This window comes from Veillonella sp. ICM51a (assembly GCF_000524355.1).
GTDB classification, from domain to species: Bacteria; Bacillota; Negativicutes; order Veillonellales; family Veillonellaceae; genus Veillonella; species Veillonella atypica.
Window position 1 is genome coordinate 88,118 of sequence record NZ_JAPX01000030.1, and the last position, 19,436, is coordinate 107,553.

Here is a 19,436-nt window from a genome sequence, read left to right on the forward strand (position 1 = left end):
TAAAAAAATATAAGAGAGGGGACATAAACAGTGTTTATGTCCCCCTCTGTACTAACTACATGTCCGTGTTAGGGCCAACACTAATTAGATATTAGTAGTTACCTTTGAACATTGTAGCAGGAGCTTCTGGTACATAATCGCCGAAGTAGGATTTGAAGTCTAAACCTAATTCATTGCAAAGATCTTGAACTTCAAGCATTGTACCGTTAAGTACAGGGATGCCTTCAGCTTTAACTTTAGCAACAGATTCATGTTCTTTTTCGCCATGAGTATAGATGCGGTCTTGACCTTGAGCTTTAGGAGCTTCACGTAATTCTTGTAAGAATTGAGAGAAGTGTTTTTTGATTTCAGCTGGGTCACCGAAGAATTCAGGGTTGATAGCCATGAAGCCGTGGCAGATATTGGATTTGCCGCCAACCATACATTTATTGGAAGTACCACCTTGGGAAAGGATGGAGGAGAATAATTCAGCAATCATGCCGTTACCATAACCTTTGTGGCCGCCAAGAACTTCTGTAGCACCACCTAAAGGAAGGATACCGCCGCCTTCATGACGAGAAATGTTGCCCAATACTTCAGCTGCATCAGTGGAAGGAACGCCGTCTTTGTTAACAGCCCAGCCATCTGGAGTAGCTTTGCCCATTTTGTTGTACATTTCAAGTTTACCACGAGTTACTACTGTAGTGGAGCAATCGAAGAAGAAGTCAACAGGATCAGCTGGTACAGTCCAAGCGATAGGGTTGGAACCAAGCATAGCTTTACGAGCATATACAGGAACCATGATTGCTTCGGAGTTTGTACAAGAGAAACCGATTAAGCCTTGGTCGGATGCCATTTTAGCATAGTAACCAGCGATACCATAGTGGTTGGAGTTACGTACGGATACGATACCAACACCGGATTTTTTAGCTTTTTCGATAGCCATTTCCATAGCTTTGTGACCCAACAATTGGCCCATGCCGTCATGACCGTCGATAACTGCGGAGATTGGAGTTTCTTTTACGATTTCAGGTTTTGCGTCGATTTTGATCAAGCCGTTAGTGATACCTTTGTGGTAACGAACCATACGTTGCATACCATGGCTTTGAATACCGAATAAGTCGGAAGTCAAAAGTACGTCTTGGATGATGTCAGCTTCTTTTTCGGAGAAACCGAATTTTTGGAAAGCATCCATGCTCAATTTTTTCAATGTTTCATAAGGGAAAAGAACAGTGTTTTTTGCGTCTGCCATTGTTAAAACCTCTTTTCAGAAAATATGACCTGATATAGTTGACTCCACTCTGTTATATCAATGAATGTGATATGATGTCCGGTGAGTTCTATATCCTCTCAAATGACAATGTCAGTATAGCACACAAAGTTGAGTTATTGAATAGTTTTACATAACTTAATGCATTACATAATTTGCATAACTTACGTGAAATTTATCACACAGGTTAACGAAAAGCACTGAAATAATCGATAATACCTTGAAATTATAAATCATGACTTTTGGTAATAGATACATTCCTGAACGTAAAAAATGGTACTTTTATGCGTTGCTTATCTGTTTGTATTGTAGGGGAGAAACTATAAATAAATACTGAAAAGTATCGATATTTATTGTGTATCTACATGGTACACATTAATAAAAGTTATAACGTCATACACTTATTTTGATAAGTGATTTTGCTATATGCATTGATATACAATGTATTCATTGATGCGAAGTTTGAAAAATATCGATATTCGTTAATTTTGTTACAGATATAGTGGTATATGTATGATACTATAATTATACATATAAAATTACTGCTATAAATAAGATGATAAGCGAGGTGCTTATATGAAAGAATATAAAAGTGTATGTCCCTATGATTGTCCTGATGCTTGTGGACTTATACTTATAGTAGATGAGAATAAAGTGACAAAGGTTCGCGGTAATAAAGAGCACGCTTTCACACGGGGGACATTATGTCCTAAGATGGCTCATTATGAGCGTGTTATTCATTCGCCTAAACGTTTGATGACACCATTACGCCGAATTGGTAAAAAAGGTATTGGTCCAGATCAATTTACACCCATTTCATGGGACGAGGCCTTAGAGCGAATTGTAGAAAATTTTAACCATACTATTAATACCTATGGTAGTGAAAGTATTCTTCGTTATTCCTATGCGGGGACCATGGGGGCTGTAAATAGTCCTGCAGCGGATTATTTCTTCCGTTGTATTGGCGCTACTAGTCAAGACAGAGGGATTTGTTCTCCTGCGAAACAAGCAGCATTTAAGTCTGTTTATGGAGACACAGTAGCTATCAAACCACAAGAAGCACAACATAGTGATTTGATTATATTATGGAGCCTTAATGCGACGGCTACAGATGTACATATATTACACGATGTGAATGTGGCAAAACGAAACGGCGCTTTTGTATGGATTATAGATACCCATAAAACATATACTTATGATCAAGGTACACATCATGTGTATGTAAAACCCGGTTCTGATGGTGCATTAGCACTTGGTATGATGCATATCATACATCGGGATGGTCTTGAGGATACTACATTTATTCAAGCATATGTGCAAGGTTATGATGAGCTAGTACGAGCTGTATTGCCTACATTTACTCCAGAATATGTTTCCTCTATATGTGGTGTACCGGTTGAAATCATAGAAGAACTAGCTCATGCCTATGCAAAAGCAAAGGCTCCATTTATCCGTCTCGGTAGTGGTGTATCCCGCTATGGTAATGGAGCAATGAGTTGCCGGTGTATCAATGCACTCCCTGCCGTGGTAGGTGCATGGCAACATTTAGGTGGCGGCTTATTATCTAGTTCTAGTAGTAGCCAATATTTTAATAAATCATTCATGCAACAACCTAATACACCAACGCCGTCTAAACGGATGATGCCGATGATATTATTAGGGGATTTGTTGACAAATCCAAAAGCGCTTCTAGAGCATGGATTAGAGGATACTAGTGGCGGGGTTCCCGTTCATAGTCTATATATCTTTTCATCAAATCCAGCTATAACGGCACCAAATCAAAATCTCGTTAGACAAGGTCTTATGAGAGATGATTTATTTACCGTTGTGCATGAACGCTTCTTTACAGATACATGTGCATATGCAGATATTATCTTACCAGCCACGAGCTCTGCTGAATCCGATGATATTTTTAACTCTTACGGACACTATACAATTGCGGCCAGTTACCAAGCTATTTCTCCGGTTGGTGAATCGAAATCTAATTGGCAAGTTATTTCTGAACTTGCTCAGCATATGGGTTTAGATGATCCTTTCTTTGCCATGACAGAACGAGAACTAATTGAGCATATGGTTCGCAATTCGTCTAAACTTTCACAAGACGAACAAGATGCCATTTTACGTGGCGACTTGGTTGAAGTAGCATTGCCAGACAATTATAAGATGGATTTTAAAACGCCGTCAGGCAAAATCGAAATCTTAAATCCTCGAGAATCCATTCCGTTGATTACCTATACAGAACCTTATGGTGATGATGAACCATTCTGGTTGATTATCGGTAATGATATACGTATATTAGATTCTAGTTTTTGTGAACTAGAATTTGATGATTCTGAATTGATGAAGCTACGAATGCATCCAGATGATGCTGCATTATATAACATTAATAATAGTGATGCTGTGGAAATTTATAATAATCGAGGGGCTGTTCGTATTAAAGTATATCTAGATGATACGGTACAACGAGGTACACTTGTGACCCTTGGTGTATGGTGGCAATCTCAGTCCAGTGACGCTAAGGTAGGAATCAATGCTGTAACTGCATCTAGACCGACTGATGAAGCATGGGGGAGTACATTCTATGACGTACAAGTTAATATTCGTAAGGTGTAATGAAAGTTCGATATAATTCGATTTTGCTGTTGAATCAGATTACCATATCATATATAATGTTATCTAATATGATAGTGTAGTACGAAGGGAGATAACCTTATGGATGGAAAAGAAAATCTATCACTGCGCGCCTATTTAGCTATAGGCATGATGTTATTCGCCCTATTCTTTGGTGCGGGAAATCTTATTTTCCCGGCCGCATTAGGTCAACACGCAGGGTCTAATGTAGGATGGGCATTAGCTGGTTTTGTATTAACTGGCGTAGGATTACCGTTACTTGGCGTTATGGCCATGGGCTATTCCGGATGTAAAGACGTTGAGGAACTAGCAGGTCGTGCGCATCCTATATATGGTCTTATTTATACAGTGGCCTTATATTTAAGTATTGGTCCTATGTTTGCGACACCAAGAACGGGTACCGTTGCGTATGAAATTGCGATCAAGCCATTTTTACAAGGCATGACTTTGGATATGCAACCACTGTTCCTTGCTATATTCTTTGGCGTTTCTTTGTGGCTATCGATTAGTCCTCAAAAGCTTGTTAATCGTATTGGCAATATTTTGACACCTGCATTATTGCTTGTTATTTTATTATTGATTATCAAATCTTTTGTTACACCGATTGGGGCATATGCGGTGCCTCAACCAGCTTACGCGACTAATGGTACAGCCGTATTGCAAGGCTTCCTCGATGGCTATAATACAATGGATGCATTGGCTTCTGTGGTGTTTGCTATTCTCGTCATCGATTTTGTACGTCTTACAGGTGCTACATCTCGCGATATTATTACGAAAACTGTGATGGAGGTTGGTGCTATTGCGGTAGCATTACTCGGCATTGTGTATATATTCATTGCGAATATCGGCGCTACAAGCGTAGAGCGATTTGGCTTGTTTGATACAGGCGCACCGGTGTTAACAGCTAGTGCGGACTTCCTCTTTGGGGGAACTGGTCAAATTATTTTGGCTATCATCGTTCTATTAGCTTGCTTGAGTACAAGTATTGGTCTTATTACTTCTTGTAGTACATATTTCCACAAACTATATAGCAAAATTAGCTATAAAATGTATGTTGTCATATTCTCTGTGGCTGCATTTGCACTTGGGCTGTTCGGATTGAAAACAATCATTAGTGCAGCTATTCCAGTGTTGATGTTATTGTATCCGTTGACGATTGTTATTATCTTGTTAGCCTTAAGTGATACTGTTTTTGGCGGTCGTCGTTGCGTATATGGTTGGACTATTGGATTGACCATGATTTCTGCCTTAATGAGCGGTCTTGAAACTGCTGGTTGGGCACCTGATGCCATCGAAGGTTTGTTTACCCAATATATTCCGTTCCAAGGTATTGGTATGGGCTGGGTAAGTTTTGCAATTCTTGGCTTTATCATAGGTCTTATTCATAAGGGCTTGGTTTCAGATACAACTAAATAAATGTAGAATGTTACTCGCATTCTCCTTTTATACTCTATTGGCTCAGTCCTTCTTAGAAGGATTACAGTAAAAGAAAAGGGGGATGCGAGTGTTTTGTTTATAGTGATAAAAATCTTTTTTCAAATAGTATTTCCTAGTATAATGTTTAATAAGAAATGAAAGATCGTTTTAGTAAGCCGAGGTAGTTATGAACGAAATTGTAAAAGGTGGTTTGTATCGTCATTTTAAAGGTATGTATTATTACGTGTTAGATGTGGCTACACATTCTGAAACGGGTGAAAAATTGGTGGTATATCAAAAATTATATGATGACCGCGATTTGTATGTACGTCCCTTAGACATGTTTTGTAGCGATGTAGATCGAGATAAATATCCTGATGTGAAACAACAAAAACGCTTTCAATTAATGAGTGGACGAGATGAATAGTGCTTACCGGGTAGAGTTTATAGTTTGTATATGAACTCGTATATAGCGATAGATAGGAGGACTTGTGGAACAAAAATTTTTCTTTTTTGATATTGATAACACATTGGCTGTATGGCCTGAAGGAAAAATTCCCAATAGTGCTCAGTATTGTATAGATGAATTGCAACGGCGTGGCCATTTAGTATCGATTGCAACAGGTAGAATACAAGTTGATGCTATGCGTTTTGCCGAGCAAGCTAGAATTACAAATGTAGTTGCTGATGGAGGTCATAGTATAACCATTGATGGGAAATTGGTATCTATGATTGGCATGAATCGAGATATGTGTATTCAATATTTAGAATATCTTGAGTCAAAGCATATTCCATGGGCTGTAACAGACCGCAATAAATTGGGGCGCATTACACCGTATAAAGAAATATTAGAATGGCATCCTGATTGGGACGTGTTTAAAACCGTAGTGGATCCAGAGTTCGACTTTCACAGTGTAGAAGATTTCTATAAAATCTATGTATTTTTCAAAGATGGAGAAGAAGAGGAAAAAGATATCGAGCATATGACGCATAAGCTTATTCGCTATGGCGATGGGTGCGTTTTATATGAACCTATGGAAAAAGCATTGGGGATTCGCAATATGATTGGACATTTCAATATGAAGCCAAATCAAGTTGTCGTTTTTGGTGATGGCTATAATGATTTGTCTATGTTTAGACCGGAGTGGTTAAACATTGCCATGGGAAATGCTCGTCCGGAGCTTAAATTAGAGGCCGATTATGTTACAACTGACTGTGATAAGGATGGTATTTACAATGCATGTAAGCATTTTGGATGGATTGATTAATCGTTGGCATAAGACCATTTAGATTATAAATTTTTATAGAATTTTAAAGAAATTCATAGTGAAAACATGATATACTAATAAAGAGCCGCTCATGGGTTGAGCGGTTTTTCTATGTATATATAATTTGGGGAAATTCTATATTTTGTGAGGGATTATCATGAATGTTAAAAGAATATTAGGTTGTGCTCTATTGGGGGGCATGATGGTAGTAACCGCAGCGTGTGGCAATAATAGTGCAGATAAAACGATTACACCTGTTGCACAAGCTGAAACGGTTAATAAGATGCCTAATTTTACAAATGCTCCAATTGCAGATGAATATGCTGTTTTTGATACAAATTATGGACAAATTAAAATTCGTTTGTATGGCTCTAAAGCGCCTATTACCGTTAAAAACTTTGACTACCTTGTAAAAAAAGGCTTTTATAATGGCGTTACGTTCCATCGCGTTATCGATGGATTTATGATTCAAGGTGGCGACCCAACAGGGACAGGTGCAGGTGGCCCTGGTTATGAGATTCCAGATGAATTTTCTAATGATCTTCATTTTAATAAAATGGGGATTCTTGCCATGGCAAATCGTGGGCCGAATACAGGTGGTTCTCAGTTCTTTATTACCTTGGGACCTACGCCTCATCTCGATAATAAACACACCATTTTTGGTATAGTTGTACAAGGTATGGATGTGGTCGAAAAAATTGGTAAGGTAAAAACAGATAAAAATGATAAGCCTGTTGATCCTGTGATCATTAATTCGATTACCATTGAGCCGATTAAGGATGATGCTAGTAAATAAGATGAATCATGAACAATTTTTCACGTATATTGTGAGATGTGCTGATGAAAGCTTGTATTGCGGGTGGACAACGGATTTAAAAAAACGGTTGGATGCTCATAATGGCGTTATAAAAGGTGGGGCTAAGTATACGAAATGTCGTAGACCAGTGTATTTGGTTTATTATGAAAGCTTTCAAAGTAAACAAGAGGCACAGTCGCGAGAATATGCTATTAAACGACTCAATAGGATCCAAAAATTACAGCTTATTGCGTCAGGTGAGAATAGAGCAATTGAACGTATAAATCTATTGAAATAGAGTGTACAAAACATTCAAAACGACCCTTGTTTGTGCTATAATATATTGATATGTTATGACCATGGAGGAGAAAAACATGAAGCGGGTTCTAGTATCCGTAAAAAGTGTACAACGAGACATAGATGGGCAGGATACCGTGGTGGAATTAATTTCTCCAGGTACTTCACATGAAAAGAACGGAGTCCAATATATTCGCTATGAAGAATCGAGCGTAACAGGTCTTGAAGGGGTTAAGACGATCATCAAGATTTACGAAGATTCCATTGTTCTTTTGCGTACTGGTGCTGTGAATATGCGACATCAATACATTCGCGGTGAGGAACGCCAGTCCACATATGAAACGCCATTAGGCGATCTTCACATGGCCGTAAAAACACATGAATTAACAGTAGACTTTCACAATGGAACGGGTCGTGTTCATCTCGGATATGATATTTCCATAGAAGGTGAATGGCAATTTTATAATCAGTTAGATATAGACGTGCGGGAGGATACAGAGCATGGACATGAAGGAAATCCTGAAATCGGGGATTGAACAGGCATTACAAGAAACGATTAATAGTGGTGGTTTGCCAGCTGGGGAATATCCAGAAATCGTTCTAGAAGTGCCACCTCAAAAGGAATTCGGCGATTTTTCTACGAACATTGCTATGCAATCCGCTCGTGTGGCTCGTCAAAACCCTCGTGCTATTGCAGAGACATTAATTAGTCATATGGATTTTGATTGGCTTGAACGTGCTGAAGTAGCTGGTGCAGGTTTTATCAACTTCTTCTTAAAATCCGATATGGTGTATGATACCTTGAAAGCTATCTTGAATGCTGGTGATCAATACGGTGTGCAACCATTGCGTGCACGCGATACGATTCAAGTAGAGTACGTAAGTGCGAACCCAACAGGTCCGTTACATGTCGGTCATGGTCGTGGTGCTGCGTATGGTAGTGCACTTGTAAACTTGTTACGTGCAGCAGGTTATAATGTACAATCCGAGTACTACATCAATGATGCAGGTAACCAAATCGATAATATGGCTATCTCCATTGAATACCGTTTCCAAGAGTTGCAAGGAGCTACATTAGTGTTCCCACCTAAGCGCAACGAAGATGGTTCCATGCCTGAATTCGATATTCCAGAAGGAGCTCTCGTGTTCCCTGAAAATGGCTACCGTGGTCCTGATATTATCGAGACTGCAAAAGCTATTGCAGAACGCGAAGGCTTCGATAAATTAAATGCTATGAACGAAGCTGATCGTGTAGCATTGTTTAAAGAAGAGGGCTTAAAAGAAAAATTAGCTCGCTTAGAGGAAACATTAAGCAATTTCCGTGTTACTTTCGATAATTGGTTCTCTGAACGTACGGTTCATGAAACTGATGAAATTCATCACTCCGTAGAGGCTTTGAAAGCTCTTGGCAAGGTGTATGAAAAGAATGGCGCTTTGTGGTTGAAATCCACTGATTATGGCGATGATAAAGACCGCGTAGTCATCCGTGACAATGGTGTGCCTACATATTTGGCAGCAGATATTGCATATCATCGCAATAAATATGATCGTGGCTTTAAAGAAATGATCGACATTTGGGGCGCTGACCATCATGGTTATGTGTGTCGTGTAAAAGCGGCTATGGCAGCCTTTGGCTATGACCCAGATAAATTGACTGTATTGTTGTTACAAATGGTAGCGTTATTCCGCGATGGACAACTCGTTAAATTATCTAAGCGTAGCGGCGATAGCGTTACATTAGATGAATTGATTGAAGAGGTTGGCGTAGATGCATCTCGTTACTTCTTCTTGATGCGTTCGCTAGATAGTCAACTTGATTTCGATATTAACTTGGCAAAATCTCGTAGCAATGATAATCCTGTGTATTATATCCAATATGCTCATGCCCGTATTCACAGTATTTATAACCAAGTCCGTGAAGCAGGTATTGCATTTGGTGATTATAGTGAAACTGATTTCACAACGCTTACAAGTGAAATGGAATTAGAATTAATTAAAAAATTAGCTGAATATCCAGAAGAGGTTGTTCAATCTGCCGAACATCGTGCACCTCATCGTATTGCTCGTTACTTATACGATTTGGCAAGTATGTTCCACTCCTTCTATCGTCAAGGTCGTATCATTGGCGTAGATCCATCATTGCAACAAGCTCGTCTTGGGTTAATCACAGCGATTGCTCTTGTACTTCGTCAAGGCTTGGGTATTTTAGGTATTTCCGCTCCGGAAAAAATGTAGTAGGTGGGAGGCATCATGGCAACTAAGTATATTTTCGTAACAGGCGGCGTAGTTTCTTCCTTGGGAAAAGGGATTACAGCTGCATCTTTGGGCCGATTATTGAAAAACCGCGGTTTTAATGTAACGATTCAAAAATTTGACCCATATATCAATATCGATCCTGGTACAATGAGTCCTTACCAACATGGCGAAGTATTTGTAACCGATGATGGTGCTGAAACAGACTTGGACTTGGGTCACTATGAACGCTTTATCGATATTAATCTTAGCAAGCGTTCCAATATTACTGCTGGTAAAGTATATTGGTCCGTTATCAATAAAGAACGTAAGGGTGACTATTTAGGTAGCACTGTACAAGTTATTCCTCACGTTACAAATGAAATTAAACAAAATGTATACCGCGTAGGTAAAGAAGATAATGCTGATGTAGTTATCACTGAAATCGGTGGTACTGTCGGCGATATTGAAAGCTTGCCATTTATGGAAGCAATTCGCCAAGTCAAAAAAGATGTAGGTCGTAACGATGTATTGTATATTCACGTTACATTAGTACCATATATCAACGCAGCAGGTGAATTAAAAACAAAACCTACCCAACATAGCGTAAAAGAATTGCGCGGTATTGGTATTCAACCAGATATTTTGGTATGCCGCAGTGAAAAACATATTTCCGACGAAATGAAGGAAAAGTTGGCATTGTTCTGCGATGTAGAACCAGCGGCCGTAATTGAAAACCAAACGTGTGATTCCATCTATGAAGTACCATTGATGATGCAAGATCAAGGGCTTGATGATATTGTCATTAAGAAATTGGGTCTTGAAGAACGTCCTTGCGATATGACTGCATGGAAAGAAATGGTTCATAAAATTTTGAATCCTAGCAAAGATATTACAGTAGCTATCGTAGGTAAATATGTAGCTTTGCACGATGCGTATCTTTCTGTAGCAGAAGCATTGAGCCATGCTGGTATCGAGACTGATACTAAGGTGAACATTCGTTGGATTGATTCCGAAGAACTTGATGATATTTCTGTAGATCCTAAAGAAGTATTTGAGGGCATTGATGGTATCGTTGTTCCTGGTGGCTTTGGTTCCCGTGGCGTAGAAGGAAAAATCCGTACTATCAATTATGCTCGTGAAAACAAAGTTCCATTCCTCGGTTTATGCCTTGGCATGCAATCTGCTGTAATGGAATTTGCTCGTAATGTATGTGCCATGGAAGGTGCTACATCTAGCGAATTTGATGAAGATGCAAAATACAAAGTTATCGACTTGATGAGTGATCAAGTGGATGTAGATAAAAAAGGTGGCACAATGCGCCTTGGCATCTATCCATGTAAATTAGAAGCGGGTACAAAAGCGCGTGAAGTATATGGCGAAGACCTTGTATACGAACGTCATCGTCATCGTTATGAATTCAACAATGAATATCGTCAACAATTGAGTGATGCAGGCCTTGTTATTTCTGGTACATCTCCAGATGGTCGTCTTGTTGAAAGCATCGAAGTTAAGGGTCATCCATTCTTCGTAGGTACACAAGCACATCCAGAATTAAAATCTCGTCCAAACAATGCTCATCCATTATTCCGTGGATTTGTAGATGCGATTTTGGAACTTAAAAAGTAGAGAATAGAAATGGGATCCATTTTATCTATTATAGGTATCTTTATATTAGCTGCACTTAAATTAGAGCAGTTCGTATATGGTAAATCGGGGAAACAACAGTCTACAACTGGACATGTGACGCGGCGTGGTATTGCTAATATAGCAGGACTTATTGCTTTTGATCACGCTATAAGTAGTAAGTCCGTTGTGGTACGTAAAAAGAAGGAAGATACTCAGAAATGAGTATCTTCCTTCTTTTTTTGCTGTATCGAAAAAACTTGCAAAAATATATCGATAAATTTAAAAATAATGCTTGCTATTTTAAATGATTAGTGTTATTATATAGACAAAGATAGATATAGATTTGATGTAGGTACATCAATAGAACATATAGTAATCGTTATTTAGAAATATAAAGGAGGACACAATGTCTATTATTGGTAAGAAACTCCCTGAATTTACACTTGATGCTTTCAAAAAACCTGAATTGGTAAAGGTAAGCACTGCAGACGTATTAGGTAAATGGTCTGTATTCGTATTCTATCCAGCAGATTTCACATTTGTATGCCCTACAGAATTGGAAGACGTACAAGAATCTTATGCTGAATTGAAAGAATTAGGTTGCGAAGTTTACTCCGTATCCACTGATTCTGAATATGTTCACAAAGCATGGTCCGATGCTTCTCCAAGCATCAATAAAATTGAATACTACATGCTAGCTGATAAGAAACATGAATTAGCTGATTTCTTCGATGTATTCGATCCTGAATCTGCTATGGCATACCGCGGTACATTCGTAATTGACCCAGAAGGCATTATCCGCACAGCGGAAATTCACGATATGGGTATTGGCCGTTCTGCAGAAGAACTTGTTCGTAAAGTACAAGCTGCTCAATTTGTAGCTAAACATGGCGATCAAGTGTGCCCTGCACGGTGGAAACCAGGTAAAGATACATTAACACCAGGTCTTGACCTAGTAGGTAAAATCTAAGACTACTAGATAGACCAACAACCTCTTCAAATGACAACATTTGGGCACGGATCGTATCTCCAACGATACCGGTAAGCCCCATTACATGGTGAAACACTCTCCAATTCACTAATGTAAACCTCATATAACAAACTACAAACTATACGCAAAAAGACCAGCCTTTGGGCTGGTCTTTTTGTCGCAGTGTATCCAATTAGTATAGGTAAATACTGTTATTCGTAAAACCTTTTGACAAAGTAGGAAATAAACTCTTGCATTTTTACAGTTAGTATTCTATAATGAAATTAATTCCTAGCGATGCACAAGGTTTTATACATTCGCATAGGAGGTATATAAAATGTTTGTTCAAGGGACGCTAGCTTTTAAAAAGGAAGGCAATATACATGAGAATTTCTACAAAAGGAAGATATGCTTTGATGGTTCTCATCGATCTAGCTGAGCAAGGTCAGGGAAAACCCGTGTCATTACGTTCTGTTGCAGAACGACAAGGCATATCTGAGAAATATTTAGAAGGTATTGTGGCTCGATTAGGAGCGGCCAGTTTAGTTGATAGCATTCGTGGTAAATACGGCGGTTATCGTTTATCTAAAAAACCTAGTGAATATACAATCATTGAAATTTTGATGGCTACAGAGGAATCAATGGCTATTATTTCATCTCTAGATGAAGGTGTATCTACGGATGATGTCATTAATGAACGCACCGTTGGATTCTGGGCGGGGTTACAAAATTACATTCACGATTATCTAGAAAGTGTGACCTTACAAGACGTTATTGATGGTACATACGCAAAACTAGATACAAAATATGATAATTGGGATGGCTCTATTTAAGAGGCACATAATTATATATTACATACCATTTATAGTATCCATAATATCCGAATATAAGGAGTGTTGATTATGTCTAAAATCGCAAAATCTTTTGTTGAATTAATTGGTAAAACACCATTGTTGGCAGCTACTCGTTTTGGTGAAAGCGTAGGTGCTGATGCTAATATTTTAGCTAAACTTGAATACTTTAACCCAGGTGGTTCCGTAAAGGATCGTATCGCTGCTGCTATCATTCAAGCTGCTGTTGCATCTGGTGAATTACAACCAGGCGGTACTATCGTAGAAGCTACATCTGGTAATACAGGTATTGGTTTATCCGCTGTAGGCGCTGCACTTGGTTATAAGGTTGTTATCGTAATGCCTGAAACAATGTCTATCGAACGCCGTAAATTAATGCTTGGCTATGGTGCACAACTCGTCTTAACTGATGGTGCACTTGGTATGAAAGGCGCGATTGCAAAGGCAAAAGAAATCGTAACAGCTACTGCTGGTGCTGTAGAAGCAGGCCAATTCGTAAACCAAGCTAATCCTGCAATTCACTATAAAACTACAGGCCCTGAAATCTGGGGTGACACAGATGGTGCTGTAGATATCTTCGTAGCTGGTGTTGGTACAGGTGGTACATTAACTGGTACAGGTCGTTTCTTGAAAGAACAAAATCCTGATGTTAAGATCGTAGCTGTAGAACCTAAAGACTCTGCTGTATTATCTAACGGTAAACCAGGTCCTCATAAAATCCAAGGTTTAGGTGCAGGTTTTATTCCTGAAACATTGGATACTAAAATTTATGATGAAGTTATTCAAGTTGCTAACGAAGATGCTTTTAAAACAGCACAAGACTTTGGTCATACACAAGGTATCTTGGTAGGTATTTCCTCCGGTGCTGCATTATGGGCCGCTACAGAATTGGCAAAACGCCCTGAAAACAAAGGTAAGAATATCGTAGTTATTCTTCCAGATACAGGTGAACGTTACTTGTCTACTGCTTTATTCCCTGAAGATTAATAACATTTCAATATAATACTAGTAATAAAGGCGCCCTACTTGTTTAGGACGCCTTTGTTGTCGATATAAGATAAAAATAACAAACAAGTCTGTAATAGCATCATGTATGGAGGCTATTACAGACTTGTTACGTTATGGAATAAGTTTATAATCGAGATAGATTATCTACCGTTTTTTACAATAGAATCCATCCAGTTGAATAAATCTTGTAAATCGTAATCGCCAGCGTGATCCACACCAAATGGTGTAGCCATGTCTACACTATATCCGAGATTTTGTGCACGAGTGCCTACGATTAATGGGATGGCAACAGATGTATTGCTATCTGCTGTACCATAGCGAATTCGATAATATTTAGCGTTTGTTGCACTAGGAGAACCAAGATAGTTCATAGGGTTCATCATAGTAACGATTTTAGCGTTTTCTACATATACATCATTATTAGTCGTTGTATCATGTAGTGCCGCTGTAATCGTGAAGTGATTAGTATCGCTAGTGCTTGTACCGAATAGGCTGTTTTCACCAGAATCATTAGATCTAGAGTCAAATGCACCTGGTACCTTAGAACGACTAGTAAAGCTATTATAAGCGTCCCAATCAATATCTTTCACCAGACCTGTATTCTTATCTAATATTAAGAAAGAATAGCGAGACAAATCAGCGCCATTAGATTTAGCTTTATTAGCGGCATCGATGATGAAAGATTTTACATATTGCTTGAATGTGCCATTACCTTTCTTATCGAGTTTTAAAATAATGCCAGTTCTATCACGTAATTGTAAGTTGTTTACATAGTCAGGGAAGTGGCTCTTAAGCAAATCTGAGTATGCCACATCATCATTCGTTAAGTTCACACGTTGTACACTACGTTGCATTGGAGCCGGTGCACCGCCTACATTCGCTTGAGGCAATTCACCTTGTCCCATAGTCACTTTATTAAATGATGTGATGCCGTTATAGCTCCATTCGTAAGCCATATCTGCAGCATCTAGATTTGTAATCGGTGCGTAAGCAGAGGATGCATACACATCGGTAGATGCAGTAGCAGCGCCGAGAGCCTGTAGATATGGTTGGTAATCAGATGTATTACCTGTTGCGCCTTGTAATAAGGAAACGGCACCGCCTGCGCTAGTACCATTCGTAATAATATGTTTTGCGTTACCTGGCATAGTCGCATCATTAGCATGTAAATAAGCTGTAGCCGCTTGTAAGTCTACAATGACTGCTGGTGCTTTGCCGATGAAGTTACCATCAGAAGCTTTATTTGTACGGCCACGTGTAGCAGGGGATGCAACAACATAACCTCTAGACAATGCATAGAGAGCACTATTTGGCTTATTATTTTCTAGTTTTGGTGCCATAGGTTGGCTTGGCATATAACCGCCAACATTATTTGGCATAAAGATTGGTGCTGTTTGTGTATTATAACCATTTACAGTGCCATTATTGAAATACTCTTCAGGTATGTAAATGTTTATGTACTGCTGATCAATATCGATAGGATTTGATACATATGGGATATATTCAAATGCGCGATATTTAATCTCTTTATTATCTACCGTTCCCGTCATTGACTCGTAATTATTGATGTCAAAGGTGAGGGTAATCTTTGCAGACGTATCAGCTTGTAATGGTGGATCAATTGGCTGTGAAAGTATATTTTTTTCACCGGCTGTAGTAGAACCTTTGGTAGAAGCTTGATTACGTTCATTAACATACGATTCAGGCAATTTAGACTCTTGAGCTTGTTTTGCTTCCGCTTCCGCTCGAGCTTTTGCTTCGGCCTGAGCCTTAGCCTCCGCCTCGGCTTTAGTCTTAGCTTCTTGTTCTGCTTTAATCTTTGCCTCTTGTGCTGCTTTTGCTTGCTCTGCGGCAATACGTTCTTGTTCCGCTTTAATAGCGGCTTGGCGCTGAGCTTCAGCTTCCGCTTGAGCCTTAGCTTTTGCTTCTTGCGCTGCTTTGGCTTGCTCTGCTGCAATACGTTCTTGTTCAGCCTTAATAGCAGCTTGGCGCTGAGCCTCAGCTTCCGCTTGAGCCTTAGCTTTTGCTTCTTGCTCTGCTTTAGCTTGTTCTGCTGCAATACGCTCTTGTTCCGCTTTAATAGCCGCTTGGCGCTGAGCTTCAGCTTGAGCTTTTGCAGCCGCTTCTGCTGCTGCTTTCGCCTCAGCTGCTTCTAAACGAGCTTTTTCTGCATCCGCCTCAGCCTGTTCCACCGCGATACGTTCTTGTTCAGCTTTAATAGCCGCCTGGCGTTGAGCTTCGGCTTGCTCTGCAGCGATGCGTTCTTGTTCTGCTTTAATAGCCGCCTGGCGTTGAGCTTCGGCTTGCTCTGCAGCGATGCGTTCTTGTTCTGCTTTAATAGCGGCTTGACGTTGGGTCTCGGCTTGCTCTGCCGCGATGCGATCTTGTTCCGCTTTAATAGCGGCTTGACGTTGTGCCTCGGCTTGCTCTGCAGCGATGCGCTCTTGTTCCGCTTTAATAGCAGCTTGACGTTGGGCCTCGGCTTGCTCTGCAGCGATATTAATAGCAGCTTGACGTTGGGCCTCAGCTTGCTCTGCAGCGATGCGCTCTTGTTCCGCTTTAATAGCAGCTTGACGTTGGGCCTCGGCTTGCTCTGCAGCGATGCGCTCTTGTTCCGCTTTAATAGCAGCTTGGCGTTGAGCCTCAGCTTGCTCTGCAGCAATACGCTCTTGTTCCGCTTTGATAGCAGTTTGACGTTGAGCTTCTTGTTGCTGAGCTAATAACTCCGCTTGGCGCTGTGCCTCTTGTTGTTGTGCTAATAATGCGGCTTGGCGTTGAGATTCGGCAGCTCGTTCAGCTGCCATTTGGCGCACTGCTTGCGCTTGTTCACTGCTTTGTTGTTGCATTGCTTCTTGTTGTGCAGCTTGTTCTTCCGCTAATTTAGCTAAACGCTCACGTTCAGCACGTTGAATATCGCGAATTGTTAATGTCCGTTTTGCAATAACTGATTTAGTCGTGGTTGTATTGGCAACTACTAATGGTGTAGTAGATTGTTCTTGCACAATGATCGGTGTACGTTGTACTTGCGTTGTTTGCATTTGCTGCTTGCCATCTACTTGTTTTTGAATGGTAACCGGTTCAGTTTTACGTTGTACATTGATTAAACTATGCATTGCCAATGTTGGTTCCATCATAGTATTCGTTTGTTTATTAACAACATATTGTGGTTGCGACACAGCTCTATATTGTTCTTCTAAAGCTTTAGCTGTATCTGGAACTGGTACTGGGCGCACACGAGGGACCATAGGTTGTACGACTGGAGTCGCTACATTATTAATAGTTTCTGTCGTTGATTCAGAAGTAGTTTTAGATCCTACTAAATCATTCATGTTAAGGACCGGAGCTGCGTGAGCAACGCCACCCAATGCTGCTGCTGCAAAAAACGCAGCAGTCACTTGACGTTTCTTAGATGATTTCATGAATTATTCTCCGAACTAGATTTCAAATAATAATTTATAATTTTAAAAATTATTTATATTTATATAGTTTATCATAAATATGGCTAATTGTACAATTTCCATAAATATAGGCTATATCAAGCAAAAATGGTATTACAGGAAATTAGAAATTTAGAATTAAATTTAAAATCATATGTTATAGAGGCATAATAGCTGATTATAGAAAACAGAAGAGAAACTAAATCATCTAAATGTTGAGAAGATAAAGTATATCAAGTAATTTGGAATAAGGTTAAGACTGGTTATGTAGTTATTTCTAAATTTGTAAAAATAGCGGTAAGAAAAAAACTGTAGCAGAAGGTAATACTACTATAATAATTGATGGTAATACAGGTATTAATGCTGACAATTTGAAGTCGAGAGAATATTAGACTTATGTATACATTTCTCAATAAAATATGGTATGCTTTGGGTAATTTAATCGAGTTTTGTTTTTAAAGGAGAGAACATGTTTAGAAAATTCTTATTAGCATGTATGGTGATGGCTGCTTTTACCATGCAAATTCAAGCTATTTCAATTAATGAATTAAATAGTTCATCGCAGTTTAAAAATGTGTATCAAAAATCGTATCCTTATGAAGGCGGTTCTATACAAAATAAGCTAATAAGTTATTTAAATACATATTCTGTAGAGTCTCTAGAATACGCAGCACCGCACTATAAATTAAAAGGTACTTTTTATGCTGTTTATGAAACTCCTCGAAGTACATCTATTACAGAATATGAATTAACTACTACCTATGATACGAATTACTCATTAGGGTCCTTAATACAAGCTATGAATGTTGTAAAGCCATCACCATCTATGTATGCTGTGATTAAGGCTGCACAGGATGAATCAGGCATACAAGTCGAGTTACAAGAGGTGAAACGATATAATGGGGACGGTACAGAGGTTACTAGTAAAGTTCCTTTAGTGCATCAATTACGTCCTATAGATCGTGGCCGGTTTGATGAAGACTTATTTGCTGTAGCAGACGCTATGTTTACTGTAGCGTATCAGCAGCATTTTGACGATATTGTAGTGAAATGAGGTGCCTTATGAAACATTTTGTATTTCTTGTGGCGCTGGTATGTGTTTTGTGTGCTTCTTTAAATTCTGTGAAGGCTGTGTCCAATACTGAGTTGCAAGATACTAGTCGTTTTGCACGAATTATATCTAAAGGTGATACAGGTGGTGGAGATGGTAAATATATTGAATTAAGTACTATCCGAAATAATTCTACAGATGCGCATACAAAAAATATAGAGGCTAAGATATATGTTGTATTGCCTTCATCTGATTTAATTAGGGAATATAAGGTTCGTTATGACTATGACTTAAACCTTTCCCTTGCTAATATGGTAGCCAAGGCATCAAAGCTAAAAACAAGACTGCCAGATTTTTCTTTACATGAACTATGGAATATAAAAATGATGGAATCTGGTATTGTAGGGACGGTACTAAATCAACAGGATTACACTCTCAATGGTGAAAGTAAACCAACACAACCAGCTCTTAAAGGCTATGAGAATGTTACATTCTTAACACCTACGGACTTTGATTTTGAAAGCTATCATGTTGCTAATCGCGTATTTAAAATGGTATATGGTACATTTTATGATGATGTAATCCGATGAGCGGATCGAAG

The 19,436-nt window shown here is 39.1% G+C and carries 17 protein-coding genes; 15 read left to right on the forward strand and 2 right to left on the reverse strand.

The genetic code is table 11. The features are described from left to right. Positions 1–91: 91 nt before the first annotated feature. Positions 92–1,231, reverse strand: a complete 1,140-nt coding sequence (locus HMPREF1504_RS05270; protein ID WP_005379755.1) for an Ldh family oxidoreductase — start codon at positions 1,229–1,231, stop codon at positions 92–94. Between the two features lie 594 nt (positions 1,232–1,825). Here HMPREF1504_RS05270 and HMPREF1504_RS05275 point away from each other — a divergent pair. The 13 genes from HMPREF1504_RS05275 (at position 1,826) to cysK (ending at position 14,326) form a co-directional block, all read left to right on the forward strand. After that, the gene (locus HMPREF1504_RS05275) at positions 1,826–3,862 is read left to right on the forward strand and encodes a molybdopterin-dependent oxidoreductase (protein WP_038124052.1); all 2,037 of its coding nucleotides are present in this window, start codon (positions 1,826–1,828) and stop codon (positions 3,860–3,862) included. Between the two features lie 99 nt (positions 3,863–3,961). Then, complete coding sequence (brnQ, locus tag HMPREF1504_RS05280) at positions 3,962–5,296, forward strand: branched-chain amino acid transport system II carrier protein (RefSeq protein ID WP_005375597.1); 1,335 nt, start codon at positions 3,962–3,964, stop codon at positions 5,294–5,296. Between the two features lie 187 nt (positions 5,297–5,483). Beyond that, positions 5,484–5,723: a DUF1653 domain-containing protein gene (locus HMPREF1504_RS05285; protein ID WP_005375614.1), complete on the forward strand. Its 240-nt coding sequence runs from the start codon at positions 5,484–5,486 to the stop codon at positions 5,721–5,723. 64 nt (positions 5,724–5,787) lie between these two features. Continuing rightward, positions 5,788–6,564 carry an HAD-IIB family hydrolase gene (locus HMPREF1504_RS05290; RefSeq protein WP_005375586.1) on the forward strand — a complete coding sequence of 259 codons (777 nt, stop codon included), beginning with the start codon at positions 5,788–5,790 and terminating at the stop codon, positions 6,562–6,564. A gap of 157 nt (positions 6,565–6,721) precedes the next feature. Next, on the forward strand, positions 6,722–7,360 hold the full coding sequence (locus HMPREF1504_RS05295) for a peptidylprolyl isomerase (protein WP_005379758.1): 639 nt from the start codon (positions 6,722–6,724) through the stop codon (positions 7,358–7,360). Position 7,361: 1 nt separating this feature from the next. Continuing rightward, a complete protein-coding gene (locus tag HMPREF1504_RS05300; RefSeq protein ID WP_232203323.1) occupies positions 7,362–7,658 on the forward strand; it encodes a GIY-YIG nuclease family protein in 297 nt (98 codons plus the stop codon). A 76-nt stretch (positions 7,659–7,734) separates the two neighbouring features. Then, on the forward strand, positions 7,735–8,193 hold the full coding sequence (locus tag HMPREF1504_RS05305) for a DUF1934 domain-containing protein (protein ID WP_038124057.1): 459 nt from the start codon (positions 7,735–7,737) through the stop codon (positions 8,191–8,193). Next, positions 8,159–9,892 carry an arginine--tRNA ligase gene (gene argS, locus HMPREF1504_RS05310; RefSeq protein WP_038124060.1) on the forward strand — a complete coding sequence of 578 codons (1,734 nt, stop codon included), beginning with the start codon at positions 8,159–8,161 and terminating at the stop codon, positions 9,890–9,892. Before HMPREF1504_RS05305 ends, argS begins: the two co-directional genes overlap by 35 nt. A 15-nt stretch (positions 9,893–9,907) precedes the next feature. Then, the gene (locus HMPREF1504_RS05315) at positions 9,908–11,518 is read left to right on the forward strand and encodes a CTP synthase (protein ID WP_009661514.1); all 1,611 of its coding nucleotides are present in this window, start codon (positions 9,908–9,910) and stop codon (positions 11,516–11,518) included. Positions 11,519–11,527: 9 nt separating this feature from the next. Then, the gene (locus tag HMPREF1504_RS05320; RefSeq protein ID WP_005384033.1) at positions 11,528–11,740 is read left to right on the forward strand and encodes a hypothetical protein; all 213 of its coding nucleotides are present in this window, start codon (positions 11,528–11,530) and stop codon (positions 11,738–11,740) included. A 184-nt stretch (positions 11,741–11,924) separates the two neighbouring features. Beyond that, positions 11,925–12,488 (forward strand): alkyl hydroperoxide reductase subunit C, encoded by a 564-nt coding sequence (gene ahpC / locus HMPREF1504_RS05325; protein WP_005375602.1) that lies wholly within the window; start codon positions 11,925–11,927, stop codon positions 12,486–12,488. A gap of 383 nt (positions 12,489–12,871) precedes the next feature. Then, a complete protein-coding gene (locus HMPREF1504_RS05330; protein ID WP_005375570.1) occupies positions 12,872–13,321 on the forward strand; it encodes an Rrf2 family transcriptional regulator in 450 nt (149 codons plus the stop codon). A 69-nt stretch (positions 13,322–13,390) separates the two neighbouring features. Beyond that, on the forward strand, positions 13,391–14,326 hold the full coding sequence (cysK, locus tag HMPREF1504_RS05335) for a cysteine synthase A (protein ID WP_038124066.1): 936 nt from the start codon (positions 13,391–13,393) through the stop codon (positions 14,324–14,326). A gap of 161 nt (positions 14,327–14,487) precedes the next feature. On the opposite strand, the gene HMPREF1504_RS10440 is transcribed toward cysK, so the two are convergent. Continuing rightward, entirely contained in the window at positions 14,488–17,766 is a 3,279-nt protein-coding gene (locus tag HMPREF1504_RS10440) for a subtype B tannase (protein ID WP_051411679.1), read from the reverse strand. Positions 17,767–18,253: 487 nt separating this feature from the next. On the opposite strand from HMPREF1504_RS10440, the gene HMPREF1504_RS05345 reads away from it, so the two are divergent. Then, a complete protein-coding gene (locus tag HMPREF1504_RS05345; RefSeq protein WP_038124070.1) occupies positions 18,254–18,838 on the forward strand; it encodes a hypothetical protein in 585 nt (194 codons plus the stop codon). Between the two features lie 8 nt (positions 18,839–18,846). Next, positions 18,847–19,425, forward strand: coding sequence for a hypothetical protein (locus HMPREF1504_RS05350; RefSeq protein ID WP_038124072.1), 579 nt, complete (start codon positions 18,847–18,849; stop codon positions 19,423–19,425). Positions 19,426–19,436 lie beyond the last annotated feature (11 nt).

What these genes read in the sequence shown, in the direction of transcription:
- HMPREF1504_RS05270 (WP_005379755.1), bottom strand. Translation starts at nt 1,231, where the DNA reads ATGGCAGACGCAAAAAACACTGTTCTTTTCCCTTATGAAACATTGAAA.
- HMPREF1504_RS05275 (WP_038124052.1), top strand. Translation starts at nt 1,826, where the DNA reads ATGAAAGAATATAAAAGTGTATGTCCCTATGATTGTCCTGATGCTTGT.
- brnQ (WP_005375597.1), top strand. Translation starts at nt 3,962, where the DNA reads ATGGATGGAAAAGAAAATCTATCACTGCGCGCCTATTTAGCTATAGGC.
- HMPREF1504_RS05285 (WP_005375614.1), top strand. Translation starts at nt 5,484, where the DNA reads ATGAACGAAATTGTAAAAGGTGGTTTGTATCGTCATTTTAAAGGTATG.
- HMPREF1504_RS05295 (WP_005379758.1), top strand. Translation starts at nt 6,722, where the DNA reads ATGAATGTTAAAAGAATATTAGGTTGTGCTCTATTGGGGGGCATGATG.
- HMPREF1504_RS05300 (WP_232203323.1), top strand. Translation starts at nt 7,362, where the DNA reads ATGAATCATGAACAATTTTTCACGTATATTGTGAGATGTGCTGATGAA.
- HMPREF1504_RS05305 (WP_038124057.1), top strand. Translation starts at nt 7,735, where the DNA reads ATGAAGCGGGTTCTAGTATCCGTAAAAAGTGTACAACGAGACATAGAT.
- argS (WP_038124060.1), top strand. Translation starts at nt 8,159, where the DNA reads ATGGACATGAAGGAAATCCTGAAATCGGGGATTGAACAGGCATTACAA.
- HMPREF1504_RS05315 (WP_009661514.1), top strand. Translation starts at nt 9,908, where the DNA reads ATGGCAACTAAGTATATTTTCGTAACAGGCGGCGTAGTTTCTTCCTTG.
- HMPREF1504_RS05320 (WP_005384033.1), top strand. Translation starts at nt 11,528, where the DNA reads ATGGGATCCATTTTATCTATTATAGGTATCTTTATATTAGCTGCACTT.
- ahpC (WP_005375602.1), top strand. Translation starts at nt 11,925, where the DNA reads ATGTCTATTATTGGTAAGAAACTCCCTGAATTTACACTTGATGCTTTC.
- HMPREF1504_RS05330 (WP_005375570.1), top strand. Translation starts at nt 12,872, where the DNA reads ATGAGAATTTCTACAAAAGGAAGATATGCTTTGATGGTTCTCATCGAT.
- cysK (WP_038124066.1), top strand. Translation starts at nt 13,391, where the DNA reads ATGTCTAAAATCGCAAAATCTTTTGTTGAATTAATTGGTAAAACACCA.
- HMPREF1504_RS10440 (WP_051411679.1), bottom strand. Translation starts at nt 17,766, where the DNA reads ATGAAATCATCTAAGAAACGTCAAGTGACTGCTGCGTTTTTTGCAGCA.
- HMPREF1504_RS05345 (WP_038124070.1), top strand. Translation starts at nt 18,254, where the DNA reads ATGTTTAGAAAATTCTTATTAGCATGTATGGTGATGGCTGCTTTTACC.
- HMPREF1504_RS05350 (WP_038124072.1), top strand. Translation starts at nt 18,847, where the DNA reads ATGAAACATTTTGTATTTCTTGTGGCGCTGGTATGTGTTTTGTGTGCT.